The 24,948-nt window shown below is 59.1% G+C and carries 27 protein-coding genes; 10 read left to right on the top strand and 17 right to left on the bottom strand.

Features of this window, described 5'->3' with window-relative positions; genetic code table 11:
• The coding region (locus EOA29_RS03230) for a CheR family methyltransferase (protein ID WP_281061032.1) at positions 1-1,925 on the bottom strand (1,925 nt) is incomplete at its 3' end.
• Positions 1,879-2,979 carry a chemotaxis protein CheB gene (locus EOA29_RS03225; protein WP_126095626.1) on the bottom strand — a complete coding sequence of 367 codons (1,101 nt, stop codon included), beginning with the start codon at positions 2,977-2,979 and terminating at the stop codon, positions 1,879-1,881. The genes EOA29_RS03225 and EOA29_RS03230, both read right to left, overlap by 47 nt.
• A gap of 2,120 nt (positions 2,980-5,099) precedes the next feature.
• Here EOA29_RS03225 and EOA29_RS03215 point away from each other — a divergent pair.
• Positions 5,100-5,408: a hypothetical protein gene (locus EOA29_RS03215; RefSeq protein WP_126090099.1), complete on the top strand. Its 309-nt coding sequence runs from the start codon at positions 5,100-5,102 to the stop codon at positions 5,406-5,408.
• 198 nt (positions 5,409-5,606) lie between these two features.
• Here EOA29_RS03215 and EOA29_RS03205 read toward each other — a convergent pair whose 3' ends face one another.
• The 4 genes from EOA29_RS03205 to EOA29_RS03190 form a co-directional block, all read right to left on the bottom strand.
• Positions 5,607-5,822, bottom strand: coding sequence for a KTSC domain-containing protein (locus EOA29_RS03205; RefSeq protein ID WP_127220201.1), 216 nt, complete (start codon positions 5,820-5,822; stop codon positions 5,607-5,609).
• A gap of 384 nt (positions 5,823-6,206) precedes the next feature.
• Entirely contained in the window at positions 6,207-6,485 is a 279-nt protein-coding gene (locus EOA29_RS03200) for a hypothetical protein (protein WP_127298265.1), read from the bottom strand.
• Positions 6,412-6,768 (bottom strand): KTSC domain-containing protein, encoded by a 357-nt coding sequence (locus tag EOA29_RS03195; protein ID WP_126090102.1) that lies wholly within the window; start codon positions 6,766-6,768, stop codon positions 6,412-6,414. Before EOA29_RS03195 ends, EOA29_RS03200 begins: the two co-directional genes overlap by 74 nt.
• 446 nt (positions 6,769-7,214) lie before the next feature.
• Positions 7,215-7,499, bottom strand: coding sequence for a hypothetical protein (locus tag EOA29_RS03190; protein WP_127220199.1), 285 nt, complete (start codon positions 7,497-7,499; stop codon positions 7,215-7,217).
• Positions 7,500-7,805: 306 nt separating this feature from the next.
• Here EOA29_RS03190 and EOA29_RS03185 point away from each other — a divergent pair, with 306 nt between their 5' ends.
• Both EOA29_RS03185 and EOA29_RS03180 read left to right on the top strand, forming a co-directional pair.
• Positions 7,806-8,018 carry a hypothetical protein gene (locus EOA29_RS03185; protein ID WP_126095627.1) on the top strand — a complete coding sequence of 71 codons (213 nt, stop codon included), beginning with the start codon at positions 7,806-7,808 and terminating at the stop codon, positions 8,016-8,018.
• Between the two features lie 72 nt (positions 8,019-8,090).
• A complete protein-coding gene (locus tag EOA29_RS03180) occupies positions 8,091-8,255 on the top strand; it encodes a DUF3309 family protein (protein ID WP_126090104.1) in 165 nt (54 codons plus the stop codon).
• A 233-nt stretch (positions 8,256-8,488) separates the two neighbouring features.
• On the opposite strand, the gene EOA29_RS03175 is transcribed toward EOA29_RS03180, so the two are convergent.
• Positions 8,489-9,097 carry an isochorismatase family cysteine hydrolase gene (locus EOA29_RS03175; protein WP_126090105.1) on the bottom strand — a complete coding sequence of 203 codons (609 nt, stop codon included), beginning with the start codon at positions 9,095-9,097 and terminating at the stop codon, positions 8,489-8,491.
• Positions 9,098-9,328: 231 nt separating this feature from the next.
• Between EOA29_RS03175 and EOA29_RS03170 the strand changes: the two genes are divergently transcribed.
• Both EOA29_RS03170 and EOA29_RS03165 read left to right on the top strand, forming a co-directional pair.
• Positions 9,329-9,745: an HD domain-containing protein gene (locus tag EOA29_RS03170; RefSeq protein WP_126090106.1), complete on the top strand. Its 417-nt coding sequence runs from the start codon at positions 9,329-9,331 to the stop codon at positions 9,743-9,745.
• A 70-nt stretch (positions 9,746-9,815) separates the two neighbouring features.
• Positions 9,816-10,865, top strand: coding sequence for an ATP-dependent DNA ligase (locus EOA29_RS03165; protein ID WP_281059661.1), 1,050 nt, complete (start codon positions 9,816-9,818; stop codon positions 10,863-10,865).
• Between the two features lie 23 nt (positions 10,866-10,888).
• Here EOA29_RS03165 and EOA29_RS03160 read toward each other — a convergent pair whose 3' ends face one another.
• Positions 10,889-12,100: an FAD-binding oxidoreductase gene (locus tag EOA29_RS03160; protein WP_126090108.1), complete on the bottom strand. Its 1,212-nt coding sequence runs from the start codon at positions 12,098-12,100 to the stop codon at positions 10,889-10,891.
• 405 nt (positions 12,101-12,505) lie between these two features.
• On the opposite strand from EOA29_RS03160, the gene EOA29_RS43975 reads away from it, so the two are divergent.
• Complete coding sequence (locus tag EOA29_RS43975) at positions 12,506-12,724, top strand: hypothetical protein (RefSeq protein WP_189478802.1); 219 nt, start codon at positions 12,506-12,508, stop codon at positions 12,722-12,724.
• Positions 12,725-13,070: 346 nt separating this feature from the next.
• Positions 13,071-13,535 (top strand): hypothetical protein, encoded by a 465-nt coding sequence (locus tag EOA29_RS03150; protein WP_126090109.1) that lies wholly within the window; start codon positions 13,071-13,073, stop codon positions 13,533-13,535.
• Positions 13,536-14,011: 476 nt separating this feature from the next.
• Here EOA29_RS03150 and EOA29_RS03145 read toward each other — a convergent pair whose 3' ends face one another.
• The 5 genes from EOA29_RS03145 to EOA29_RS03125 form a co-directional block, all read right to left on the bottom strand.
• The gene (locus tag EOA29_RS03145) at positions 14,012-14,311 is read right to left on the bottom strand and encodes a plasmid stabilization protein (RefSeq protein WP_126090110.1); all 300 of its coding nucleotides are present in this window, start codon (positions 14,309-14,311) and stop codon (positions 14,012-14,014) included.
• A gap of 9 nt (positions 14,312-14,320) precedes the next feature.
• On the bottom strand, positions 14,321-14,518 hold the full coding sequence (locus EOA29_RS03140; protein ID WP_126090111.1) for a hypothetical protein: 198 nt from the start codon (positions 14,516-14,518) through the stop codon (positions 14,321-14,323).
• Between the two features lie 9 nt (positions 14,519-14,527).
• Positions 14,528-14,812 (bottom strand): PRC-barrel domain containing protein, encoded by a 285-nt coding sequence (locus EOA29_RS03135; protein ID WP_126090112.1) that lies wholly within the window; start codon positions 14,810-14,812, stop codon positions 14,528-14,530.
• Between the two features lie 297 nt (positions 14,813-15,109).
• Entirely contained in the window at positions 15,110-15,541 is a 432-nt protein-coding gene (locus tag EOA29_RS03130; protein ID WP_127220198.1) for a hypothetical protein, read from the bottom strand.
• A gap of 433 nt (positions 15,542-15,974) precedes the next feature.
• Positions 15,975-17,285 (bottom strand): divalent metal cation transporter, encoded by a 1,311-nt coding sequence (locus EOA29_RS03125; protein ID WP_126090114.1) that lies wholly within the window; start codon positions 17,283-17,285, stop codon positions 15,975-15,977.
• A gap of 439 nt (positions 17,286-17,724) precedes the next feature.
• Here EOA29_RS03125 and EOA29_RS03120 point away from each other — a divergent pair, with 439 nt between their 5' ends.
• Together EOA29_RS03120 and EOA29_RS03115 are read left to right on the top strand one after the other, a co-directional pair.
• Positions 17,725-18,633 carry a cytochrome c oxidase assembly protein gene (locus EOA29_RS03120; protein ID WP_127220197.1) on the top strand — a complete coding sequence of 303 codons (909 nt, stop codon included), beginning with the start codon at positions 17,725-17,727 and terminating at the stop codon, positions 18,631-18,633.
• 388 nt (positions 18,634-19,021) lie between these two features.
• Positions 19,022-19,336 (top strand): hypothetical protein, encoded by a 315-nt coding sequence (locus EOA29_RS03115; RefSeq protein WP_127220196.1) that lies wholly within the window; start codon positions 19,022-19,024, stop codon positions 19,334-19,336.
• On the opposite strand, the gene EOA29_RS03110 is transcribed toward EOA29_RS03115, so the two are convergent.
• The 4 genes from EOA29_RS03110 to EOA29_RS03095 are packed head-to-tail and all read right to left on the bottom strand — an operon-like array spanning position 19,333 to position 21,783.
• Complete coding sequence (locus EOA29_RS03110) at positions 19,333-19,704, bottom strand: hypothetical protein (RefSeq protein WP_126090116.1); 372 nt, start codon at positions 19,702-19,704, stop codon at positions 19,333-19,335. The two genes, EOA29_RS03115 and EOA29_RS03110, sit on opposite strands and share 4 nt — an antisense overlap.
• On the bottom strand, positions 19,704-20,066 hold the full coding sequence (locus EOA29_RS03105; RefSeq protein WP_126090117.1) for a hypothetical protein: 363 nt from the start codon (positions 20,064-20,066) through the stop codon (positions 19,704-19,706). Before EOA29_RS03105 ends, EOA29_RS03110 begins: the two co-directional genes overlap by 1 nt.
• Entirely contained in the window at positions 20,066-21,286 is a 1,221-nt protein-coding gene (locus EOA29_RS03100; RefSeq protein WP_126090118.1) for a divalent metal cation transporter, read from the bottom strand. The genes EOA29_RS03105 and EOA29_RS03100 overlap by 1 nt, the downstream gene beginning before the upstream one ends.
• A complete protein-coding gene (locus EOA29_RS03095; RefSeq protein WP_245468384.1) occupies positions 21,283-21,783 on the bottom strand; it encodes a hypothetical protein in 501 nt (166 codons plus the stop codon). Before EOA29_RS03095 ends, EOA29_RS03100 begins: the two co-directional genes overlap by 4 nt.
• Before the next feature lie 272 nt (positions 21,784-22,055).
• Here EOA29_RS03095 and EOA29_RS03090 point away from each other — a divergent pair, with 272 nt between their 5' ends.
• Positions 22,056-24,374: an FdhF/YdeP family oxidoreductase gene (locus tag EOA29_RS03090; RefSeq protein ID WP_127220195.1), complete on the top strand. Its 2,319-nt coding sequence runs from the start codon at positions 22,056-22,058 to the stop codon at positions 24,372-24,374.
• The last annotated feature ends 574 nt before the right edge of the window (positions 24,375-24,948 follow it).

Below are 24,948 nucleotides of genomic sequence, written 5' to 3'. Positions count from 1 at the left end.
AGCCCGTCCACACCACCGACGACGTCGAAAGCGCCAATGTCAGCCAGCTCGAAAAGGAGCTGCGGGAAACCAGGGAGCGGCTGCACCGCGAGGCTGATCGTCTGGCGTCCGCCATTGGTGCCGATGCTGATCTTGTTCTGGACGGCTACGTGTCCGGTGCTGACCGCCTTGTGGAGCGCCGCCCTCAGATCCATGCGCAGCCCGCGCCGCGCCATGGAGAAGACGTTGTGATCGGGAGCGCCGGCCGCGAGCTCCAGATATTTGCCCGTGCCTCCCGAGCTGTGCATCACCTCGCCGTCGGCGTTGATGACCACATAGGCGGGCGCATAGCGTTCGACGAGAACCCGTTCCGCAACCTCTGGCAAGGTTGCCGCCGTGGCCCCCCGGCGCGCAAGAGGGGGCGCCTGCCTGGCAGCGGCAGCCAGCGGGAACTCCGGCAGCCGCTGCATCGCGACCCCGCCACGCTTCTGGAAGATGCGGCTCGCCTTGTCGATGGTCGAGAACAGGCGCGCGTGGCGCGTGACGTTTTCCGAGGAACCAAGAAAGAGATAGCCGTTGTTGCGCAGCGCGTAGTGGAAGATCGGGACGATCTTCTCCTGCAGTTCCGGTCCCATGTAGATCAAGAGGTTCCGGCAGGCGATCAGGTCGAGCTTGGAAAAGGGCGGGTCGCGCAACAGATTGTGCGCCGAAAACAGGCAGACTTCCCGCAATTCGGCGGAAACGCGATAGGTGCCGTCCTCGCGCGAGAAGAATTCCTTCAGCCGCTTCGGCGTCACGTCGGTCGCGATCGTCGCCGGATAGCGGCCGGCGCGCGCAACTTCCAGCGCGCGCTCGTCGATGTCGGTGGCAAAGATCTGAAGGTTGGGGGAGGCAGCTCCGCGCGGCGCGCTCTCCTTCAAAAGCATGGCGATCGAATAGGCTTCCTCGCCGGTGGCGCAGCCCGGAACCCAAACCCTGATCGTCTCGTCCGGCTTGCGATCCTCGAAAAGTTTGGGGATGACGAAGCGTTCGAGCGATTCGAAGGCCTGTGTGTCGCGGAAGAAGCTGGTCACGCCGATCAGCAGATCCTGGAACAGAAGGTCGACCTGCTGCGGTTCTTCGCGAAGCCGCTCGTAGAAGGTGGTCGGATCGTCGATCTGCAGCACCTGCATGCGGCGCTGGATGCGCCGCAGGATGGTATTGTCCTTGTAGCCGCTGAAATCGTGGCCGGTGCGTGTGCGAAGCAGCGCCGCGATGCGCGAAAGCTGTTCGGCCACCTCGCGCTTGCGGCGGTCGCGCTCGCTTTCGGTGCGGTTGGCATGGCTGAAATAGCCGACCAGCTTCGCGGCCATTTCTTCCGCGGGAAGCACCATGTCGACGAGGCCGCTCTGGACGGCGCTGCGCATCATGCCGTCATATTCGGCGCTTTCCTGCGCCAGCGTCAGCCCGTCGCGCTCCTTGATCGCCCTCAGGCCGATGGTGCCGTCGCTGCCCGTTCCGGAAAGAATGATCCCGGCCGCATTCTCCGCCTGGTCCTGCGCCAGCGAGGTGAAGAAATCGTCGATCGGCGTGCGTCTGGCGCGCGTGGTGGTCATTCTGACCACGTGAAAACGCTGGTTCTCGATGGTCACCGAGACGCCGGGAGGGGTCACGTAGATGTGGTTCGGCTCGATCTCCAGGCCCTCGGCCGCAGTCTGCGTCTCGATTGCGGTTGAGCGCTGGATGATGCTGGCGAGCACGCTTTCATGCTCGGCGTCGAGATGCTGGATCACGACATAGGCAAAGCCGCTGTCGACCGGAACTTCCGGAAAGAATGTCTGCAGTGCTCCGATGCCGCCCGCCGACGCTCCGATGCCGATGATGGGGAAGGGCGCGGGCTCTTTCTCGGCCTCGCGTAAGCTAGCCCTTGCTTTGCGTGTGCTTGCCTTCCTCGCCGCCTGCGCCATTGTCTGTTGCCTGCACCCGCCTGCTTTCGAGAATACGCTCGATCAGAGCGGCATCCGCTTCGTATTCCTTGGCTCGCTTGCCAAACTCGCTGGCGAGTTCGGAGCGATGCTGCGTCTTTTGTCGCTCGGCCATGCGCCGGGCAAACTCTGCCCGCTGCTGGTGCGATCGCAGCAGGCTCCATAAGATCTCGTCGGCCTCGATCGCCTGCGCTTCCATCACCGCGTCGGCGGTAAAGGCGTGCCCGGTATGGCACCGATAGCGCAGCATGTCACCGTCTTCGATCTCCCACAGCGGCCCGTGGCATTCCGGGCATGTAAACACCGACAGTTCGCCAAGTCGATCTTCATTTTTCATGGTCGAATGCTCCTGAGCGGCGATCGCCGCTTCCAGCCTCACCCCCGGTGGCGCCGGGAGGGTTTCACCGGCTGGTTCGGCGGCCAGGTTCGCCAGCAAGCCGCCAAGCTTCGCGGCCGGCAGGCAATGATCGACCTCGACATAGTGCAGCGCGCTCTCCACCATGGAAGGAACCAGCGTGTCCTTCGGGTGCTGGACGACCGTAAGCCCTCCGACAGCCTTGATGGCCCTCAAGCCGGCGGTGCCGTCGGCGAGCGAACCGGAGAGCAGCACGCCGATGACGCTGGCGCCGTAGCTCAGCGCCGCCGAGCGGAACAGCGGGTCTATCGCTGGCCGGGCGAGGTTTTCGCGCGGGCCCCGCCGCAGCATCATGTGATCGCCATGCAGAAGGAGGTGGAAGCCGGGTGGCGCCACATAGATATTGCCGGTCCTGAAGGTCGCGCCGTTCTTGGCCACCAAAGCCTTCAGCGTACCCGCGCGGTCAAGGATTTCCGGCAGGTAGCTGACCTGGCCGACATGCAGCACGACGAACACGGCTGCCGGCAGATCGGCGGGCAGGTCGCCGACGATCCTCTTCAGCGGTTCGACTCCGCCCGCCGACGCGCCGATGACAATGATGAAGCGGTTACGCGCCTCCCCTTTCGGCGAGCTCGTCTCGTTCTCGCGGGCAGATGAAATACGGTTTCGAACGTCGGCCATGGCACTCGTGGGTCGCGCCCCCGCCTTAGTCATAAGTCGGCGAAGGGGCACTAGGTTCCATGGCGCGCCCTATCGCTGCATGTGACGGTCGCGCGTAGCCGCGAGCCGTTGCCGTGGCGAGCGATTCCGGCATGCGACGGCCATCTGTCCGTGCCTTGAGGGCGATACGATTGGGAGGCGAGCGCTTCCCGTCGCTCCAGAGATTGATGCTCACCTTTCAACCTGTCGAATACGCGGCGCAGCAACGCAATTTCAGACGAACTGAAGACATCGGCTCCGCTGTGTTCGCAACCGGCTGGGTTGGTGCAATGACCCTAGATGCGCAGCCTGGCGAAGTGCGCAGCAGGCACTAACTACAAGTTGCGCTCCCGACCAGTTCCTTCAATTTTCGGTCTTTGGGCTCTTGTCCCTTGTATGTGAGACGAATGTCTTATGTATCACCTTTTTGGTCCGAAGGATGAAACATCTCCTTCGAAGTCTCGTTTGAACGGGTGCTGGCGAAAAGGTCCCTTCATCGTCAGTTCATGGGTGCCTGCCATCTTCCTGCGTTCGTGGTGGGCATCCATCTGCGATGAATGGTGAGGCGGTGCATTGCCAATATCCGATGAGTTGCGCGACGTCCCCGTTACGTTCGAGTGCCCGATTTGCAATCATCCGATTGTGAAGAAGGGTTCATGGTTCAAGGCAGTGAGCCTGTTCAGATGCGATGCCTGCAGGACCAGGTTGCGGCTTGGCTATGCGGCCAAGCTTGCCCTGTTTGAGAAAAGTCGGCGTCAGGAGTCACGACCGGATAGCGATTTCCACGGGTAGTAGCGAGCGCTGATTTTGTAGCGAGGCTGATGCCGCGGCGGCATGGCGGAAAGCGCGGCGGTAGCGGCCGCCTTGATTCTGCACCGCGGCAGAGGCGCGACCCCGGGTTTTTTGACGGCCGGCGAGCGTTGTTAGGTTAGGTGTGTGCGGGCGCGTCCTTGGTGTTATTCACTAGCTCAACACCAATCCTGCGACCAACACGGCAACGGCTAGCGAAAACGGGACCGCCAAGAGCCAGCCAGCTTCCAGGACACTGTTTTCGTGATGGTTCATGATGAGGCTCCTTCCTGCGTCCGTTCAGAGGCAAAGGCCCGAGGTGCGTGGTCGGTTCCATTTCTTTTGGGGCGCAGGATCGATGGCGGGTTGGTTGGTCAACTAACTGATGACGTCGGTCGATCCTGTGGCCAATCTCTTCGCGTTGCGACTGAAGTCTGGCTTCTCGCCCTTAGTCTCAAAGCCATCGATAAGGGGCGCATTGGAATAATATATTGCGATTCATCTTTGACGGATGGGCGTCGAAGGTGCAGCATTCACTCGGCGGCTCGGCTTACGGCTCTGAAGATGCGCAGATGTTGCATAATCGATATGTGCAAAGCCAGAAAGCGCAGCTGCAAATGTCAATGTGATTCCCTCACCATCTACGTACTCTCGCGCTAAAGTATCCTTCGTTTGTATGGCGGATAGATTGGCGGCGGCTGATAACCTCCACCTCAGCCGGTGCGATGCGAGCCTTTGCTGGTCAGGTCCGGCGTGTGCTGGCCTACCCCGCCAGCCGTGCCGGGCCGATCCCAATGCACGCAAGGTTGGTCCGCTTTGAGTCGCCTCACCAGTTCGGCGATTCAACAACAGCCTTCCGCCTACAGGTAGGCAATCGACCGACATGCCAGTGCCTTGCTTCTTGCATCGTCAAGGCGATCTCCGAAATGAGGTCACCGCACCGGCGAGGATTTTATTCCTCATCGCTTGCCAGATGACAAGCGCCGTAACTGGCCGCCCAAGGAGCTGGGAGCCAACGGTACCCGGCCTGTCGGGGAGTCGGGGTTGACTAGGGGACGTACAGGCCGGGCCCCTTACCCCGGATCGCGGGGCAGACATCCATTATGCGCCGGTTTTCAAACTGGCACTACTAATTTTAGTCTTAGCTAATAAAATCCCGTCGCCGGACATACGGCGACGAGCTTCTCTAGCGACCCAGGAGCGGACATGACCGCTGCCAGCTACAACCAGCAATCGCGGAGGTCTGTTCCATGTACATGCGAAAATATTAGCATCTGCTTGACGAAGCGGCCGCCCGCGCCAGACTCATGTCCATGGCGAAGAACAGCATCCACGTCGGCGACGAGGTCGCCATCATCGCAACTGTTCGCAAGCGGGTCACGGAAGATCGGGTGAGCGTATCGATCCCATCCTACGGGCAGCCGCATTCCGTTGTTGACCGAACATCGAAGGTGACTAAGGGACAGCCGATCGAACTGGTGGGCGATGTCACCCACGTCGACGAAGGCAGGGTCACGGTGAATCTGGGCATACCAGTCACCGTGAATGCTGACACCGTCAGGCTTGTAACACGCTACGTTCCGCCGAAGCAGAAGACGCCTCTCTCGGACAATGCAACATGACGAACCTTTCGCAGCTTGACCCACCGATCATCGGAACGCGGCACGGAAGGGAAATGGGCAGTGAAGCCGATCATTTCAACAAGTGCCCGGTTTTTGGTCACAGGTTGACCGGCGCGATCTACGGCAGGCCATCTGGCACGAGCAACCGAGCCACAAGCCGCTGGGGATGGACGCCTAGTGGGTGTCGCGACCCGTGCATCAGGGATCTTCATCGCCTGAAATTCGACGATGCCGGAAGTGATTGCGGATGTGGCGGTTGAAAAAGCGGCCCTTGGCGAAGGCTGCTCGGAATGCCGCGACGGTCTCCGGTGGCACACCCTCAAACGCGTAGCGTTTGCCGCTGGCCACGAACCACACCGAAAGAATTCTGTTGGCCGGGTCGTATTCCGTTTTGCTGATCGAGGTAGATGGCATGGCGCAACCGTGGTCTGGCGCATTGCAAACGATCCGACCCGGCTTTTGTTTCAGAGTCCACGACGTCCGCTAAGGGCCGGCTGCTAACTCGGCTTAGATTCGGGCTCTGGATGCGGCGCGTTCGGGCTGGGGCAATCAGCCAATTGCTCACACGGCGGGGGCCGATCGCCAACGCCGCCATAGCGTTCCACGAGTTTCGCGAATCCGTATGCGAAGGCGAAAAGAAGCGCCAGGACAACTACCATTCGGACGGCCATTCGGGATTGTAGCAGAACCTCGAGGCGGAGTTTGGCTAGCTATAGGTAGAACCGCGAATTCCGAGGGCGCCAGCGTCCTTCGTTCACATGCTTCGCATATCGGCCTACCGCCAGCATTGCAGGGCCGCTAGCGCTTGGCAGCCGCCTGCCGGTGTCGCTCGAAGATTGCAATTTTCTGCCCGTAGGTAAGCCGCATCTCGTTATGGCATCCGTCGCAGGTGAATGCCTTGACGCTCTTGATCCAGTAACCCTTCCTGACCATCGCCCGATTGCAGATTGGGCAATTAAGGATCATGTCTTGGTCGAACAGTTCAGGTGAAAGAGCCATCGCATCAGCCTCCCGAAAAAGGATGGCGCTGCAAGATGAATGCCAGGATCCGTCCAAAAATGGCACTTCGGTGATCATCTATGAAGGGTCCTTCGTTCGCATGACGGAATGTTTGGCGAGCGTTAATAAAAATCCGGCCAACCGCGCGCGGTTTTATAAATCTCGCCGCGCCGGTCGGTCCGGCGGCTTTCCTGAGCTGGCCAGCCGGCCGTTCCCGCTTCAGGGGCAAGGCATCCAGCGCCGCAAAAGTCGTCGTCGGGACACCTTCAAAGTCGTATCGCTTGCCAGTGGCCACAAACCACACGGGCAAGGTTCTGCTCTCCCGGTCATAGGCAGTTTTGCTAATCGAGGTGGAGGGCATGACGCCAAAGCGATCGCGCCAGCCTTTGTTTCCAGACGGCCCCGAAACGGAGCGCTCGCCTGTCCCACGTCGGGATCAGAATGTTGGCACCGGTATTGCGCTGAAGAGGTATTCCTCCACCGGTGTCCTGATGGGGATCAGGAACTTCGCCGGGCTAGGATTGGAGTTCCCAGCCCGGCGGTCTTTCTTTCAGTACATGTGCCAAACGCCTCGATTAAATGTGGGCGAGTCCGCCCGTTTGAGGGACCGGTCGGGCTCTCGGGCCGTCAAGAGGCGACCCGAGGCAGCGCGCTCCTAGGCACCCGCGCACTGCTAAGAAACCAACAGCCATCCGATTTGCTTGTTCCGAACAAGAAGAAAGCCCGCCGGCCGGAGCCAGCGGGAGTGGCCAGAGTTTACTTCAACGCGTCTCGAGTGCGTTTGTTCAAGCAATCGACAAAGCGCTGTTAGCAACCTTCTGTCGTCGTTTTCATCTGGCCCGGCGCCACCGTCTTGGCGTCGGTGTCCTGCTGGCCGGGCGCTGCTTGCTTCGCACTGCCGGTCTGCTGGCCGGGCGCGCAGTCCTTCGCCGAATTCGGATTGGTCGACTTGGTGGTTGTTGAATCCGTATTCTGGTCGGTCGGCATTGTTGTCGTAGCGGACGAGGATCCGCTCGTCGAGTTGCTCGACTGCGCGAAAGCAAGGCCGGCGGACAACGCCATCATGGCTGACGCGATAAGAAGCCGTTTCATGCTGATCTCCTGTTTGGGGAAATGTCCCTTCAGTTTCCAAACTGGAGAACGGGGAAACAGTTCCTAGTGCGCTCGACACGGGGCCTGATCCCCCGTCAGGCTGGCGCCGGTGCTGTTGAAACGAAGCGGTGCTGTCGACTGGACAAACAGCGCCCTTCTAAATCCCGTTTGGTGTCGTGGTCACTTTCGGAACCATCCAATCCCGCACGCTATGAGGGATGCCGTACATGCGCCCCCTCGCGGCAAGCGGAACCTAAGCGGAAAGTGAGGGTTTTCTAATCGAAGGCCTAGCAACGAGGATACATGATGGTTGAACTTTTGAGCCTGGAAATGGCAGTCGCAAGGTTGCGCGCGAAGCGAGCCGAACTCTCCCTTAAGCAGGCAAAGGCCATGCTCGACGACAACCACGGGCTCGCGGTCAGTCTTGCGCTTTGCAGCCGCATCCGGGCCGGGCAAGCGCGTGCAAAAGCAGCTCGGCGGCGACTATTGAAAATGGCGCCACCCACAACCGCGCATTGAGTTAATATTCTGATCAACAGTGAAGCAGTGCGCTCAGGATGCACGGGCGCGCAAACAGAGAGAGAGAGTCCCATGAGTCTCGGCACAATTTTGATAGTTATACTGATTCTTCTATTGATTGGCGGCTTCAGCAGCCTCGGTGGCAGTCCGTTTTACGGCACCGGTTACTATGGGGGCGGAGGTTTGGGATTGGTATTGCTGATCATCATTATCCTGGTTTTCCTCGGTCGCCTGTAGCGAGAACTAGGCGAACCGAACCCGGACGGTTCACGCGACGTGTTTTGAGATTTGTAGTCCTCAACCGGGTCGCCGCAGGCGCTTAGCGGCACCGGACAACTGGATTTCAACAGTCACGGGGCCGTCTAGACACTCCAAGCGCCTTTGCGCTCCGTCGACACGTGCGGTCGCGAAGCATTGACGTGTCAAAATGTTTCGCAATCAGCCCGGGAGGCGGAATCTCGACTTTTGCATCAAGTCCAGCTTGACAGGATCGTCTCCATTTCCACCGTTTCGACCTGCTGTGCAAACCGCTGGTGATAGACCGTCAGCAGTGCATCATGGGTGGCGTCGGACGAGCTACACAGCGCGTCGGTTACCAGCACCACACGGAAGCCGAAGTCGATCGCTCCCAATACGGTGGCGAGCACACATACGTCGGTCTCGCCGCCGGTGATCACCAACGTGTCAGTTTTCCTCTCCGTCAGAAGACTCGTGAGCTTGCCCTCGAACCAAGGCGAGTAGACGTGCTTGTCAATAATGGCTGCGGGTGGACAGTGGTGCGCCAGCGACGGCAGAAGATCGGCCATTTCGAAGCCAATCTCCCCCAGGGTCATTGACGCCCAACGTTGATAGTAGCGCTTCCAGGTACCGATGCCTTGGCCTGGTTTGCGAGCTGGGAGGAAACGGGTAAATACGGTCTGGGCGGCGCGTCGTTCGACAAGACTTTCGACCCGCGGCAAGACACGGGTGATCCAAGGCGTCGCCCAAGGCGATGGTTCGGCAAAGAGGCGCTGCATGTCGACGCAAAGATGCATGCACCTGTCACCCAACGGACCGTAGGCCAGTCCGGGCGCAGACATCAGGACGCCGTCGCGCGCGCAATCAGAGCGGCGGCTAGCCGCCGGCGTTCAACCTTGACCATAGCGGTTACCCATTTCGGTCCTGCTCTGCCGACAAACGCGATGCACCGGGCTTCGTTCCTGCAACGGCGATGACAGCTCTCCCTCGGAAGGAAATGCGAGCCGTGCAGCGTATGGAACCGGCGGCCATATTCTCGGTTAGATGCAAGAGGCAAATGCAGGATCGAAGCTATGAGCGTGCTTTATCGTGCGGCAAAAATCGCCGAACAGGCTCACGCTGGTCAGACAGACAAGACCGGACAACCCTTCATCGAACATTGCCGCCGGGTTGCGGACGCCGTCGAAACGGTTGATCAGAAGGCTGTTGCCTACCTGCGTGATGTTCTGGAGAAGGGCGACGGCTGGAATCGCGATCGCCTCGAAAGGATCGGCCTCGGACCATCGATCGTGTCGGCTGTAGATGCGCTCACCAGAAGATCCGACGAAGACGATCTCGCTTTCATACGTAGGGCAGCTGCCAATCCGTTGGCACTCCCGGTCAAGCGGGCAGACCTTGTCGACAATCTCCGGCAGGCGCGCCAGACTGGAGCCGCGACATCAAAATACCAGGAGGGTTTGCGAGTCCTGGATGAAGAGTTCCCCAATTGATGCCTGCCTTTCTGGCGACGGCAAGCCCAGCCTTCGGCATCGACCTGCCGCATCACCACACCGAAGAGCGGTGGTAAAGGCGTCCGGCAACCGGTTCCCTCTGCCTCTCGACACGCCTCCAATGGAGGCGCGGACAGCCGATGCGCTGCCGGAAGGGAATGGATCTTGGCAGTATGAGCCGAAATGGGATGGCTTTCGTTGCCTCGCCTTCAAGGGCAGCAAGGTCGTGGATCTCAGGGCAAAATCCGGCAAGCCGCTGGGCCGGTATTTCCCGGAATTGACAGCGCTGTTGGGTGACCTCGACGCGGAAAATTTCGTCGTCGATGGCGAGATCGTGATTGAGGTCGACGGGCATGCTTCGTTCGATGCGCTGCAGATGCGACTGCATCCTGCGCAAAGTCGAATCCGCAAGCTGAGCTTGGAAACGCCAGCGCAACTGATCCTGTTCGATATGCTCGTCGCATCGGACGGCAAGATCCTCATAGAGAAAGACTTGGTGGAGCGGAGAGCAGCAATCGAGGATTTCGTGGTGAAAGCAGACAAGAACTCTTTGCGACTATCGCCCGCCACTACGGCTCTGGCGACTGCAAAACGATGGCTGCAAGGCGCTGGTCATGGCTCGACCGATGGTGTCGTCGCCAAGGCGCTGGCCGAGCGCTATCAGCCGGGTGAGCGCGCGATGGTCAAGGTCAAGCGGCTGCGCACCGCCGACTGCGTGGTGGGCGGGTTTCGCTACCTGAACAGCAAGCGGCAGGTCGGGTCGCTGCTACTTGGCCTCTATAATGAGCGCGGTTTACTTGACCATGTCGGTTTCACCGCGACTATCGGCAATGACGAGCGTGCGGCGATAACGGAGAAGCTCGAGGCGTTGCGCGGCGAGCCAGGTTTCACCGGCAAGGCGCCGGGCGGTCCGAGCCGCTGGAGCACCGATCGCAGCGGGCAATGGGAACCTGTGCAGCCGGAGTTGGTCGTCGAGGTTCGCTTCGACCACATCACTGGCGAGCGCTTCCGGCACGGAACCAAGCTCTTACGGTGGCGGCCGGACAAGGCGCCTCGCCAGTGCACATTCGAACAAATCGACGAGACCGCGATCAAAGGCCCCTCGCCAATGCGGCGGTGATTGCGTCGGCAGTGATCCCGGAATTAAGCCTTGAACGCGAACAGGTCCGCATCCGTATCTTCTCCGCCCTTGATCGACGCCGAGACGACCTCAGAAGCGATCTGTGAAAAGAGGATGCCATTGCCGCCATAGCCCATCACCGCATGTATGCGAGGATGGTCGGGTAATGCACCGATGATCGGCAGCCCGGTGCCTATCGCGCCGAACGATCCGCTCCAGGCGAACTCCGCCTTGGTGTCGAGCAACGGGAAAATCCGCTTGAGCTTCTTCGAGAGCTGCGCTGCCTTTTTGTCCGTTAGTGCGTTGCGGCGCTCTTCATCAGTGAAATCCTCGTCCTCGCCGCCGCAAATCACACGCCCATCGTCCGTCGCACGGACATAGAGATACGGGTCGGAGGCTTCCCAGATCATAGCAGCGCCTGGCCAAATCTTTCCTGGTTGTTGCCGGGTCGCGATCGCCCATGTCGAAATGATTTTGTGGCTGACGGCCGGCACGACATCGAGCAGCTCATAGCCGGTCGTCAGAATGAGATGGCGAGCTGTGATTGTGGGCCCCTGGCGCGTGACTACGGCTACGCCAAGGCGATTGTGCTCGATCGCCATCGCCTCGGCTGGAGCGTACAAGCGCGCCTTTCTGTTGAGCGCGGCCAGCAGCAGACCGGCAGTAAGCTTTCGCGGATCAAGCGCCAGATTGTCGTGGCTGAGAATGGCGCCGCCACGATCAATGCCGAATTCATCCCGCAACCGTGCACGGATTAGAAACGATGCGCCGATACCGGCTCGCCGACGTGCCTCAGCTTCCTTGCGCAGGTCCGTTGGACCGAGCGTAGTGCCAGCCAGGTAAAGTGACTGGGTGCTCACCTGGCTGCAGCGGATGCAGAGTTCCGCTATCCGCCCTTCAAGGTTGATCACAGCAAGCCGCGAACGCCGCCATGCCTGCTGGGCAGCAGCGCCGCCGATCATCTTCGACAGCTTCGTCAGCGGCTGATCGATTTCGAACTGTACCAATGCAGTTGTCGCGGCCGTCGATCCTTGCAAAGGCCCACGCCTGTCGATGCAGATGACGGAAAGCGCATCACGCGTCAGCGCTTCGGCCATCATAGCGCCGCTGATCCCCATGCCGACGATCAGCACGTCGGCTTTCACGTCGCGGGCTAGGCGGCCCATGGGCACGGACGGCGATCGGTAGGCAGACCAGACAGGAGTGCCGCTTCTGAGATCGAGTTTACGCTGCATGGAATCCCCGACTTCCCTACCATAAGTCGGTCGAAGCCTTGCCGTTCCACCGTCCCCGATCAGAGGACGAAAGAACCGGCCGGGTGGGCGGATTCATCCATCGAGCTAACCGCACGAATCATCAATCGTCGGAGACTTTTATAGAACCGCGTAACAAGCAAAGATCCCTGCAGCAGGGCGAGGTAGGCCCCGACCATCGAACACCACGACTGGGACGTCCTGGAAGGCAGCAAGGTGCTTCCAGACAGCGTCGTCGCGGTTTGGGAAACAGAAGGAACGCTTCCCGAAGAAGACGACGACAACGCCACCAGAACAGTGACAAAGCCCTGCCCGACGAGGAAGAGGAGTGCGAGCTGTCACGAGACCCGTCAAAGGAAGGGAACCAGTTCGACGAGGTTTAGTACAATGCTTGCGGCGCCCGCCGCCCAAAGCGATCTTTTCGGCGGGCCACAACTTTCCGAAGGATTCCGCTATCAACCGGTATTGAGACCCGTGACGAAGGAGCCGAAGCGGTCAGCCGCGATTTCCAGGGCCTTTGCCAACCGGCAGGTTGCCGGCTTCGGCCTGCGCTGCGACTGTGGTCTACGCCAGGTCGTGGACTCACCGCCAGCACCGAACTTCTGACGGCGACACCGACCGGACGACCTCGCGCCTCGCCCTTGTCGTCGAGGAAGCTGGTCACCACGTCCCTCGCCATCCCGTTCGGGTGACCCTCGCTGAAAAAGACGACGCCGTAGACGTTGAAGCGATGGCGGTTCCAACTGCCGTGTTCGCCGACGAAGACGGCGCCGCTAGGGACTGCGGCTGCCAGGATGAAATGGCTTCACTTAGGGCTCCTCTGGAACAAATTTTTTGTGGCGGGGAACTTTCCGATGAAATGGAGGTTCGAGCGCCATAGGGACGAACTGGGCTACTCCTACCTGTGGCGCGCTTTGCAGCAGGCAGAGCGGCTCACGAACAGGAGACGGCCATGAGACACCAAACACGCGAAGAACTAAATGCAGTCGCGGAGATCGATGCAGCATGCCCGGCGATGACGCGGAGCCAGCGATTGGAACACTGGGCTGCACTTCTCGAGCGCGATCCCGACCGGTGCCTGGGAGCACTGCCCGGCACCGAGTACATGAGGCTGGATGTACGAGACAAAGCACAATGTACCGAATCTCCGCTTAGCATCGCTTTCGCTGATCCAATCTTGCGCGCGCAGGGTTTGAAGGGGGACACCTATGGCGAGGCGAGGCGTTTTTTCGAACTATCGGAATGGCAGTTGCATGCCATTGTTTGCCATTGTCATGTCGGCGCCACCATGAAAGCCAGCTGGGTTGCCGTGCAGGTCCGGGCCGCCACCAACGAAGATGGAAAGCTTTTCAGCAAACTGCGGGAGACGATCGCCGGTTGGCCGGCAATTCGCTTTTTCGCTCACGCCAGGGAATAGTCGAAGCTGCGGTTGCGGCTCGACCGTCTGCTTTTCGGGATGTCCCTGACGCCCGATCTCAGCATCCGACGCGGCGTGTCTCAGTTGAAAATTCGACTCATTAAATGGAACCGAGAACGCTCCTGTGAATTGATCCACCAAGCGGTCGATTTTTCTTCAGGATGTGGCCGCCTCAAGCAGCAAAAGCCCGTCGCCAACGTTCCCCACAATAGGCGACGGGCTTTCCTTATGTGCCGGTCGAATGCAGAATGTGGACGCGGGCCAAAACTCAAACGCGATGAAGCTATTGGTTTTCGAAGCGCTCAAGCGTGGCTTCACGCTCCACGAAAAGGGATTGGCACCCGGCACGTTTCTGGGCGGCTATTGTCGATCAGGAGTTCCGCGATCTCAAGGAGATCCTTGTCGTATCCGGGGCTTTTCAGATCGTCGAAGACGCTGCGTTCCGAGTGCGGTGGCGTCAGCGGGAAGCATGATCGTCATTGATGCGCTCTTGTTCTCGCCGCCTTCTTTGCTGACGCCGAGCGTTCGGAAGCCGAGCGATTGGCTGAGGCGGCGCCACCCTTCCTTCCGCCCTTATGAGCGGCTGGATTTCCGGTGTGCTTGCCCCTGCCGGAGCCGCCTTCCTTTTTGCCACCGCCATCGTCCTTGTTGACGGTCGCCCAGGCGCGCCGCTCGGCCTCCTTTTCCGAAATACCGCGCTTCTCGTAACCTTCGGCGATATGATCGGCCTTGCGTTCCTGCTTGTCGGTGTATTTCGACTTGTCTCCGCGTGGCATGCATGCCTCCTATTTGTTTCGTTTCGTTTTCAGCGCATCTCCGAGATCGCGTTTGTCAGGGTCCTTGAGGTTTTCGCCGGCGGCATCGCGATCTTCGTCTGGATCGTCTTTGGCTGGCAGATAGCCCGGAGGCCGGTTTTCCGGCGGGCCCTCCCAGCGCGGTTTCTGTTCGGTGGTGCCTGGAGCACCGTGGCGCGGGGTAGTCATATTGACCTCCTAATCGCGGTGTTCCGGCATGTCCTTGAGCTGGTCCTTCGTCCACGAGGTCACAGCGTGGACGTTACCGTCTTCGTCGCGCATGAAGTCGAGCTGGTTTACGGCAACGGCAACAGGCTTGGCGCCAATCCCGAGAAAGCCGCCGACATCGATGACGACCTGGCTACCGTGGACATGATCGACAGAGCCGATCTTCTCGTCCTGGGGCCCATAGATGGCTGCGCCTTCGAGGATGTCCGGGGTGAGTTCGGCGTTTGTTAGCCTTACGTGGTTTGTGTGGTCCATGGCTCGCATCTCCGCTGGGTGAGATTCAAATAACCGGCGGAGGGAAGAACAGTTCCCCTGCGAACGGACGACAGGGGCCAAATTCCGTGGCGAGCAACGATTGACCGGCCGCGCATCTCAGTGACCGGTCCTATCGCGCGAGTCTGCTACAGGCTTGCTATTAAGAACCGCCGTTGTGGCGATTGCCGTTGTTCGCGCGCTGATCCTCGCATCAGTGAGTTTTACCCCGCCTATTTCAAAAGAGGGTTCAACCGACCTTGGCCCGACAACGCCGACATGTCGTATCCAGCGACACCCTCAGTGCATGAGCACATATCTCAGCCAAACAAGAAATCTGCGCCCGTTGAGGCTCCGCCGGACCGTCGCGGCGGCAGATTTGCCTTCTGTCAGGGTACCAGCATGGCAACTACAGACTATGTCATGCAGTTGCCAGTCGCTCAGTTCGAAGAAGCGCTTGGCTTCTCCATAAGTGTCATTTTTGAGACCTGCAGCACGCAGCAAAGGATCTTCGAATGCAACGGTAATGGGGGAACCATCTGCCCGTGCTAGTTCTCGGGCCTCCGCTGGCAAATATTCGGTGCCGGTCAGCATTCCGAGGATTCGCACGGGACGTTCATCAAGAAGATCTGCCCAGCGCTCAATCCGTTGCGTTCTGGTCATAGTTGATGTTGGCGCCAGCGAGTTAACGTCGGCAATTGCTTGTAGCTGATTTAGTGTTTGATGTCTCATGTTTGACTCCTGTTGAAAGGCCGGGCGTCACTCCGAGGGCTGGCATCGACGGTCTCTATTTAGCTCATTGGAAAGATCGGAGGCTGCTGTGCCGCACTGATGCGGTTGCGTGGGCTGGCTTGACTCGATTTCGAGCGCGCTGGCACTGGACACGATCATGGGATTCTCCGAACCTTAAAGGTGCCCTCGGATGTTCCAACGCGGAAAACGGAGGGAAGTTGCTTGTATGCCAGGCAACAGCGGTTTGCCCCGTCACGGGAGGAGAAACCAAACCTGCTGTGCGGAATCCGAGACGGTCAAGCATCGTGGGGAGACCGCCGTCGCGACCGTGTGGCGGCGGTCCTACCCCCCTGCAGCAAACGAACATGCAGTGAGCCTCGAGCAGGCCCCACGTTGCATTCATAGGCGCAAGCGAGACTCGGTTAGCGCCATTTCAAACTATCCATTGAAGCGCGAGGCCAAGCACGGAAATGACCATCGTGCTGGTCGCGAGCCATCCGAGAGCCCGTAGCCAACCCTGCACAGGGAACTCGCCCATCACGTCGGAGCGCCCAGTCATTTGCATCATGACGACCATCAACGGAACCGCGCATATGCCGTTGATGACAGCACTCCAATACAGCGCCTTGATTGGATCGATCGGTGTGAAGATGATAGCCATTCCGAGCATGGCCGCCGCAGCCAATGTCGTATTAAACGCAATCGCCTCCTTGGGCTGTCGCTCCAGCCCCACCGGCCATCGGCACGCTTCACCCACGGCGAATGCCGCCGAACCTGCGAGAATCGGCACTGCAAGTAGTCCGGTGCCAATGATGCCGGTCGCGAAGACCATAAGCGCGAACTTGCCTGCAACCGGCTCCAGCGCTTTGGCAGCGTCGGTCGAGGAATTGATCTCGGTAACTCCCGCCTTGTGTAAGGTGGCGGCCGCTGTAACGATGATCGCGATCGCTATCACGTTCGAAAATGCCATGCCGACCAAAGTGTCTGCGCGAATACGCAGGAAGGCGCCAGATGCTTGCCATGGCGCGCATTTCAACGGCTTGGCTTTCGGGTCCACCGTCTCCTCTTCCACCTCTTGCGACGACTGCCAGAAGAAAAGATAAGGGGAAATCGTGGTACCCAGAATGGCAAGAAACGTGGTGAAAAAGGACCCATTCCATTCTACGTGCGGGACGAGAATGCCTTTAAGCGCCTCTCTCCAGGGGATGTGCGCCATGAACGCGGCCACAACGTAGGCGAAGAGGCTGAGCGTCGTCCATTTCAACACCGTGACATACCGGCTGTAGTCGAGAAAGACGATTGCAGCAATAGATGCCAAGCCGAACCCAACCACGTAGAGCGAACTGGGGCCACCCACCAGCAATTGGAGCGCGTCCGCCATCGCGCTCAGGTCCGCGCCAATATTTATAACATTGGCAACGAACAACAAGGAGACCACAAAATACATTAGTTCTGCAGGATAGTGTCGAGAGAGGTTTCCAGAGATACCTCGACCTGTCGTCCGGCCAATCCGCGCCGCAATCTCCTGGATCGCGGCCATGAGCGGAAAGGTGAATATCATTGTCCAGCCAATATTGAACCCAAGCTGAGCACCCGCTTGGCCGTAAGTGCCGATACCCGAAGGATCATCGTCTGCAGCGCCTGCAATAACGCCGGGCCCAATTGTGCGCAGATATCTCTGAAATGGCCCTTTTTCCAGCCTAATTGTCTGTTTTTCGCGGAGTTCGGCGCCGATGTCGCCCATCGCATTACTCCAAGAACTCGGTCCCGATGCAGTGACCGCGCATCAATCAAAACCCGACATGGCGCTGCTAGTTCCAGATCGATGTTGGTGGCGCTCGGCGATAGCTAAGCGGATAGCCGGGGTGACGCCGCCATTGCCGGCGTCGAGGTCGACAAGGGCGCTTGGTTCGCGTGCTTGATCCTTCAGACAAGGCTAGCAGCCTACCCTGCGGAGCCTGCATGTTTGGATCTGACTGAAATCGCCCCAGGGCGGTGTTTTGTGCTTGGCACTTCTATGCCTTTCGCGCGTTGAGGCGTGTTCAACAAATGCGCCAAGGATGATGAACGGTGATCAGGCTTCCCAATCATAGAGTGGCGCCGACCCATTGCGGATTGCGACAAAAATATCGTGGCGGCCGCCGCGCTCACGGTTGTCCCCCTAGCATTGACGGCTGCAGGCGATGAGCTTCGATTCTCTCTTCTCGACCTCGCTCTGTTATGGCCCAGGCGGCCCAGATGCCGGCTGGACGTTCACGCTTTCCATTATCTTTGCATTGGCGGCAGTCGCATTGCTTTATGTCGTAGGCGCCATCCGGCTATGGCAACGGAGCGGGCGCGCTCGCCCTTTGCGTTTTCGGCAAGCCCTACTGTTCGCCGCCGGCTGGGTCGCATTGGTGGGAGCCTTGGTGAGCCCGCTTCATGCATTGGGCGAGCGGCTGTTCACCGCTCACATGATTGAACACGAATTGCTGATGGCGGTGGCGGCGCCCCTCGTAATTGCTTCATGTCCAGCGGCGCCAATGATATGGGCCCTACCCATGCGATTACGCCAGGCGCTCCGCGCAGCCGGGCATATACGCATGCTTGGGGCGATCTGGATCTTCATGAGTCGACCCCTAATCGCCACCATTCTGCATGGCGTCGCGATATGGGTGTGGCATGTGCCGGCGCTTTTCGAGGCTGCATTGCAAAACGGTCTCTGGCACTATGCGCAGCATGCCAGCTTTTTCGGCACCGGTCTTTTATTCTGGTGGGCACTGCTGCCTCACCCGCGCCGAAGACATGCTTGCGGCAGCGCGGTCATACATCTTTTTTTGACCTCGTTGCATACCGGCCTGCTCGGGGCCTTGCTTGTGGTCTCGCCGCGGCTTTGGTATTCCGAAAATGCAGTCGGCTCAAGCTTGTGGGGTCTTGTACCCCTCGGAGACCAGCAGCTTGCGGGCCTCGTGATGTGGATCCCGTCTGGCCTGATTTATGGCGGAGTAGCGTTGTTCCTGGCCGGTCTCTGGATTCGTACAAGTGGACGGGAGCAGACACCGCTTCGCGTCATCGAGATCGGCGCCGGCGTTTCGACGGATGTTTCGTCTTGACGTCGGCGGGATAACGCAAAACGCCGTCCGGAAGCGCACTTTCGATATCTCCAACGGGATTTGGCCCCGCTTGTTCGAAACCGTCCCCGCGCTTGGCGTTAAGCTGCAGCACATCTGACCCTGCCAGCGCGGCGCGTATCTTCAGCATTCGGACAAGCTCGGGGCGAAGGCCGTCGCCTCTGCCCGCGGCCAGATCATGGAAGGAAGCAAAGGGATACATTCGGCTAATCTTTCAATAGCGAGACTCGTCCCCTCGAGGGTCGTCGTCCGACAATTCAACGCCCCCGCCAAAGGCATGTTCCGGCAATTCCATGGGGTCGGGTTCAAATATTCGCAGGAGATTGGAACCGCGGGGCCGAACCGAAGTTTGACTGCAAAGGAGCCGTCCATGGCAACACCGCCACGTCAAACGCCGGCAGAGAATGCCCATGCTCAGGCTGGGCCTGACAAGACTCCGGGATTTGACCCTGCCGCCGCGCCTCTCAGTACCGACGCAGAAGCGGCAGATGCGCCAAACCTCGCTGGACATAAGCCTCCAGAGAACGCTCCGCGATTCAAGAACGAAGCTAGCTTTGCCGATGCCATGCGACCGATGGAGGATGAAGTCGAAGCCCGGCCCGGCAGCAACTGGCCATTGCTGGTGATTGCCGCGTTGGTTTTTATTGCAGCGGCGGTCTTCGTTGTGGCGAGCCTCGTGCGCTAGCGCTTTGCCTGGCTTTTGCGGGACTTCTTTTGATCTTGCGACTGTCCGATGTCCCCTTTCATGCGGGCAAGGTCCGCCATCGGACACAAAAGCCTCGGCTGCGTGGGGTTGGATATATCGATCTTGTCCCAAGGAATTCGATAAAAGCCACCGTCACGGCGTAACCGAAATGCATCGAGCACTGCCGCGCCTATCGCGGAAGCGGAAAGTCGCTCGAATGCGGCGTAGATGCCGATATGGAATTCGGTAATGACGAGATCGTGCCCGTCCTTTTCGGCGAGAATCTCCTCGATGTAGCCGATGCTTTTCCCGCGTGGCGATAACACGCATCGGCCAACCAGCCGCTCGAGATTGATGGTTGTGGCCATCAGCCTGCTCCCGGGATGCGGCCGACGACGTGGTCGCGCAACCAGTTTTGCCAATCGAAGATTGCCGTCTCGCGGACGTCGATGTCGAACTCGATATCGATGCCGATGTCGCGCACCTTGTTCCAGGCGATCCGATGCGGCTCGCCGTGGCGTTTGCCGCCCAGCCTTGCCGACAGTCCCGCCATCCAGCGTCCGGGCCGTGCACCTAGCCGGCGTGCCAGCGCAATCGATCCTAGTTCGATCGCAACGATCCTTGGTGGCTTGCCTGGCCTCAGTTCCGCCACCAGGCCATCGACCTTGCCGATCTTGACCTGCTCGCGGTCGATCACTTGCTTGTCCAAAATGTCGCGGACCAGATCCATCACGTGCCTCCGAATATTTGCAAGGGGATCGCCACAATCGCCAGCACGAAGCCAAGCGCAATAACAAAGATGACCGCGGCATTCGAGACCATCCCATTGCGATGCTTGCCGACATAGCGCTTGTCGTTCATCAGGAAGAGGAAGGGAATCACGCTGAGAGGCAGGCTGGCAGCCGTCAGCGCCATTGAGAAGATCGTGAGCTTCAGCGGGTCAAGGCCGGCCGCAATCGGTAGGGCGCTGAGAAACAACGCCACCGTGTAAACCGTGCTGAAGCCAGGATTGTCGCGCGGTTTCTGGTCCTCGCCCCATGTCCAGCCGAAACCTTGGGCCATGAGATAGGCCTGCTGCAGTCCAACTTCGAGCACAGCACCGAAGCAAGCTATACCGAGCGAAGCAATGAACAGGACAAAGCCCCAGAAGCCGAATATCGGGATCAGGATCAGCGGCAACTGATGGTAGTCGTCCACCTGGTCTATGCCGTGTGGGGAAAGCACAAGCGCGGCGACGATCAGCACGCTGACGGAAATCGTGCCGCCAAAGCTCATACCCATCGCCGCAATGGCGCGATTGGCCCCGAGATAGCTTTCGTCCCACCGGTCCTCGATCGCTCCCGAGGAGTAAAACATGAATAGATAAGGCGAAATTGACGCCCCAAGAATGCTGACGGCCATGAACCAGTAATTGGCCGCGTCATGGTTTGGCACAGTGGGAATAGCGCCCGCCGCGACCTGACCCCAACCGGGCTTAAGCATCACCGCGCCGACTACAAAACACAGTGTGACCAGCCCGAGAATCGAAACGCCTTTTTCGATAAAGCCGAACGTGCCTTTCCAGAGAAACACCCAGGCCAGCAATGCCACCAGAAGCGCCCACCATTGGAAGCCGATTCCGGTGGCAAGTTCGAGCGCAATGGCAACGCCGCCGATCTCAGCCGACATGACCAGGAGATTGACCAGAAGGACCGCCAGAAGCGGCCAGAGGAAGGCGTTGAAGCCAAATCGCTCCCGAATCCCATCGGCGATGGTATGATGGCTCACGGCAGCGAAGCGGCCTGCCATCTCGACGAGGAAGATGATGCAGATCGTCCCCAGAACGATCGCCCAGATCAGCTGGAAATGGAATGCTGCACCGGCTTGAACGGCTGTCGTCAGTGAACCGACTTCGAGAAAACCACCAACGCTGGTGACAACACCCAACGATATTTCGAGGACCTTCTTCATGGGTGCGGGCTAAAGGATTTGGTATAGGTGGCGGCCAGGGCGGCAATAGCGTTTCGCACATCCCGCTGCGCTCGCTCCACTTTCGCGGGGTTGTTGTCCTGTAATCCCACCTCTGCGTTCGCTACCGCGGCCGCCAGGCGGCTGATGGCCGTGATCAGTCTGGCTCGCTCGGAGACCTCAGGTGAATCGGCTGATTGGATTTGGGTTTCGGCATCGGAGAGCTTCCGGCTGATCGATTGCAGCGTGCGTGACGTATAATTTTGAGGAGCCGCCCCCGCGAGCCAGGCGTCCAGGGCCATCGATGCCGTTTCTGCGGCGGAAGCCGCAGTTCTCAATTGGCTGCCAATCTGGTCTTCCGATGAGGAGCATGCCGATAACACAGCCGGCATCAGGACAAAGCACAGTAAATTAAGTATAGAGTAGCTGAATTTTGTGGTGTTTACACTAGGAATAGCCGAGTTGCTGGCACCCTGATTGCTCTTGCTGACAGAGAACAATCCCATCTTCTTACCACGCGACAATTGAATCTCGCGACCGTACCGACGCGTTTTGTCGAGTCAGACTGAATACGCGATCCACACCCGGCCGAATTCTCCGGCTCGTGTTTCAATCGATGACTGAGGAAAATGTTCCGCAGCGCTGTATGTGGCGAAGGAGTATTCGGTCGGCAGTCCGGTTTGCTCAAAGGGACTCGGTGGCTTGGCCGGCCCGACGGGAACAATCGGTCGAGGGCGGGGTTCTATTTTTTGTCTCTTGCTAGGTGCCCTCCATGAAACCTGCCGTGGCCGATCACATCGAAATAAAGAAATACGAACACCCGACCGGGGGCTGGGGGTCGCTTCGTTCCCTGGCGCGTCACGCGCGCAGCGAAGGCCTGTTGATCTCGGGAATATGGAGCACGCTGCTCAAGCAGAACAAGGCAGACGGCTATATGTGCGTGTCCTGCTCATGGGCGAAACCGGCTGATCCGAGGCCTTTCGAGTTCTGTGAAAACGGCGCTAAGGCCACGATGTGGGATCAGACGAAACTGCGCTGCGGGCCGGATTTCTTCGCGCAGCACAAGGTCGCGGAGTTGCTCGATTGGCCGGACCGGGACTTGGAAAAGCAAGGCCGCTTGACGGACCCCATGCGCTACAATCCGGTCACCGACCAGTATGAACCGGTTGCCTGGGAAAGTGCATTCCGCGAGATCGCCGTCGAGCTCCAGCGGCTCAATCCGAAATCGGTTGTCTTCTACTCCTCCGGCCGTGCCTCGCTGGAGGCCTCATTCATGTATCAGCTTTTCGCGCGCATCTACGGTTCATCCAACCTGCCGGATTCGTCGAACATGTGCCACGAATCGACCTCGGTCGGCCTGCCCGAGTCGATCGGCTCCCCGGTTGGGACCGTTCAACTCGAGGACTTCTCGAAAACTGACATGATGTTCTTCTTCGGCCATAACACCGGCGTCACGGCGCCGCGGCTGCTGCATCCATTGCAGGAGGCACGCCAACGACAGGTGCCAGTGTTCACTTTCAATCCTTTGCCCGAGCGAGGTCTGAAGCGGTTCAAGAATCCGCAAAACCCTGTCGACATGTTATCGCCGGGGCCTGGCACCAAGATGTCCAGCGACTTCTTCCAGGTTCGTTGCGGTGGTGACATCGCAGCCATGACTGGTATCGCCAAGGCGGTGCTTGCGCTCGACGATGCTGCGTGTGAGCGCGCAAGTCAGCGTGTCCTGGACGTCGATTTCATCGCCGAGCACACCCACGGCTTTGCCGAATTCGAATCGTATCTGCGCGACGCCAGCTGGAACGATATCGTCAGACGCTCCGGTATCGCTCAGGCCGATCTGGAGCATGTCGCGAAAATCTACAGCCTTTCCCGTGCTGTAATCGGAAATTACGGCATGGGCCTGACGCAGCACCGGCATGGCACCGAGAATGTCCAGATGCTATGCAACCTGCTGCTGATGCGCGGCAATATGGGCAAACCCGGGGCCGGCATTTCGCCACTGCGCGGCCATTCAAATGTTCAAGGCCAGCGCACTGTCGGCATAACTGAAAAACCCGAACTCGCTCCCTTAGACAGATTCGCCGAGTTCTACGCCTTCGAGCCACCGCGCGAGAAAGGCCTCGACACGGTCGAGACCTGCGAAGGCGTTATCGGGGGATGGGTGAATGGCTTCATCGGACTGGGAGGCAATTTCGTTCGCGCAGTGCCGGAAACCGGCCTGGTCGAAAAGGCTTGGCGTGGACTGGGCATTCATGTCGAGATCGCAACCAAGCTCAACCGCAGCCATCTCATCCCGGGAGCCGTCACCTATCTTCTCCCCTGCCTGTCGCGGCTGGAAAGAGATCACCAGGCAAGTGGCGACCAGACCGTCTCGATAGAAGATTCGACCGCATGCATCCACGGCTCCTTTGGATCGCGGCCTCCCGCGTCGCCAAACCTGCTTTCGGAGCCAAAGATCGTCGCCGAACTTGCCAAGGCGACGGTGCCGAACAAAAGTTCCATCCCATGGGACCAATGGGTTGCTGATTATTCGCGTATCCGCAATGAGATCGAACGGTGCTATCCTCAACACTTCCGCGATTTCAACACGCGGTTTCTCGACCCCGGCGGCTTTCACCGTGATATCAAGGCGTCGAAACGCGTGTGGGAGACACCGAACAAGAAAGCCAATTTCAAGTTGCCGTCGATGCTCGAGGCAAATCCCGATATCGATCTCTCGGGTGACAATGTGCTGACGCTGATCACAGTTCGCTCCAATGATCAGTTCAACACCACCGTCTACGGCTATGACGACAGGCTGCGCGGCATCTACGGAACCCGCATGGTGCTGCTCATGAATGAGGCGGACATCCAGCGTTTCGGGTTAAGTGCGGGGCAGGAAATCGATCTCGAAACCCATGCCGATGATGGTGTGGAGCGGCGCGTGCGCGGTTTACGGGTCACATCCTATTCGATTCCCGAGGGGAACTGTGCCGGCTACTATCCGGAACTCAACCCGTTGGTTCCACTCTGGCATCGGGCAAAGAAAGCTCATGTTCCAGCAGGGAAATCGTTACCAGTCAGAGTTGTTCCCCGAAAGACCCCCGGCCCGTAATGGTCTCCTTTGAAGTATAGATCTCGTTCTGATCCCCTCAGACGCCTTGCTGAAGGCGGCTGAAATATTAGCATCCCTGAGAATGGGTTGCCGTAGCGAATATCTCCCCTGATATGCGCTGTTGAGTCGTTTCACCTTGCCCTTCACTTAAATGGGCACATGTCCACGGCCCTCCAGAGGACTCATTTAGCTGGGTTTTCAAGCATGCCTTGGCGTCAGGTGTTGCCGCATGACATCGCACCGATTTCGAACCAGAAACGACGGTGCTGAGCATCCTTTTACAACCGGCCGCGTTATGTTCTCGGCTTGATGGTAGATTCGTCATGGCAAGGTGCATGAGCTCGTTAATCTGCCGTCGGAAGCGGAGACGATCCTCAATCCTCCCCGCCTTTGCACATAGAATTCAGATCTCATCCAGAAATTTTGTCGCCACCCTTTCGGAAAAGGGTGCGGGACAGGGCCTGAGAGGAGCAACTGCTGCGTCGACATTGTTTCTAACGGGATGCAGCGACTGGCAATCGACGCTTCATGCGCATGGTGCGAACGCCCGAAAAATATTTGATCTCATCTGGAC

It is taken from the genome of Mesorhizobium sp. M1E.F.Ca.ET.063.01.1.1, assembly GCF_003998155.1.
Lineage (GTDB): Bacteria > Pseudomonadota > Alphaproteobacteria > Rhizobiales > Rhizobiaceae > Mesorhizobium.
Note: the sequence above shows the minus strand (reverse complement) of the source record. Positions and strands in the feature narration are given on the sequence as shown.

Bases quoted from the DNA above. Each gene is read 5' to 3' on its own strand.
- EOA29_RS03160 (WP_126090108.1), bottom strand. From the start codon at position 12,100: ATGCAGCGTAAACTCGATCTCAGAAGCGGCACTCCTGTCTGGTCTGCC.
- EOA29_RS03125 (WP_126090114.1), bottom strand. From the start codon at position 17,285: ATGGGCGACATCGGCGCCGAACTCCGCGAAAAACAGACAATTAGGCTG.
- EOA29_RS03200 (WP_127298265.1), bottom strand. From the start codon at position 6,485: ATGATCACCGAAGTGCCATTTTTGGACGGATCCTGGCATTCATCTTGC.
- EOA29_RS03185 (WP_126095627.1), top strand. From the start codon at position 7,806: ATGGTTGAACTTTTGAGCCTGGAAATGGCAGTCGCAAGGTTGCGCGCG.
- EOA29_RS03100 (WP_126090118.1), bottom strand. From the start codon at position 21,286: ATGAAGAAGGTCCTCGAAATATCGTTGGGTGTTGTCACCAGCGTTGGT.
- EOA29_RS03130 (WP_127220198.1), bottom strand. From the start codon at position 15,541: ATGAGACATCAAACACTAAATCAGCTACAAGCAATTGCCGACGTTAAC.
- EOA29_RS03150 (WP_126090109.1), top strand. From the start codon at position 13,071: ATGAGACACCAAACACGCGAAGAACTAAATGCAGTCGCGGAGATCGAT.
- EOA29_RS03205 (WP_127220201.1), bottom strand. From the start codon at position 5,822: ATGCCATCTACCTCGATCAGCAAAACGGAATACGACCCGGCCAACAGA.
- EOA29_RS03105 (WP_126090117.1), bottom strand. From the start codon at position 20,066: ATGGATCTGGTCCGCGACATTTTGGACAAGCAAGTGATCGACCGCGAG.
- EOA29_RS43975 (WP_189478802.1), top strand. From the start codon at position 12,506: ATGCTTGCGGCGCCCGCCGCCCAAAGCGATCTTTTCGGCGGGCCACAA.
- EOA29_RS03145 (WP_126090110.1), bottom strand. From the start codon at position 14,311: ATGCCACGCGGAGACAAGTCGAAATACACCGACAAGCAGGAACGCAAG.
- EOA29_RS03175 (WP_126090105.1), bottom strand. From the start codon at position 9,097: ATGTCTGCGCCCGGACTGGCCTACGGTCCGTTGGGTGACAGGTGCATG.
- EOA29_RS03195 (WP_126090102.1), bottom strand. From the start codon at position 6,768: ATGCCCTCCACCTCGATTAGCAAAACTGCCTATGACCGGGAGAGCAGA.
- EOA29_RS03190 (WP_127220199.1), bottom strand. From the start codon at position 7,499: ATGAAACGGCTTCTTATCGCGTCAGCCATGATGGCGTTGTCCGCCGGC.
- EOA29_RS03225 (WP_126095626.1), bottom strand. From the start codon at position 2,979: ATGGCCGACGTTCGAAACCGTATTTCATCTGCCCGCGAGAACGAGACG.
- EOA29_RS03140 (WP_126090111.1), bottom strand. From the start codon at position 14,518: ATGACTACCCCGCGCCACGGTGCTCCAGGCACCACCGAACAGAAACCG.
- EOA29_RS03135 (WP_126090112.1), bottom strand. From the start codon at position 14,812: ATGGACCACACAAACCACGTAAGGCTAACAAACGCCGAACTCACCCCG.
- EOA29_RS03090 (WP_127220195.1), top strand. From the start codon at position 22,056: ATGAAACCTGCCGTGGCCGATCACATCGAAATAAAGAAATACGAACAC.
- EOA29_RS03180 (WP_126090104.1), top strand. From the start codon at position 8,091: ATGAGTCTCGGCACAATTTTGATAGTTATACTGATTCTTCTATTGATT.
- EOA29_RS03110 (WP_126090116.1), bottom strand. From the start codon at position 19,704: ATGGCCACAACCATCAATCTCGAGCGGCTGGTTGGCCGATGCGTGTTA.
- EOA29_RS03120 (WP_127220197.1), top strand. From the start codon at position 17,725: ATGAGCTTCGATTCTCTCTTCTCGACCTCGCTCTGTTATGGCCCAGGC.
- EOA29_RS03115 (WP_127220196.1), top strand. From the start codon at position 19,022: ATGGCAACACCGCCACGTCAAACGCCGGCAGAGAATGCCCATGCTCAG.
- EOA29_RS03170 (WP_126090106.1), top strand. From the start codon at position 9,329: ATGAGCGTGCTTTATCGTGCGGCAAAAATCGCCGAACAGGCTCACGCT.
- EOA29_RS03215 (WP_126090099.1), top strand. From the start codon at position 5,100: ATGGCGAAGAACAGCATCCACGTCGGCGACGAGGTCGCCATCATCGCA.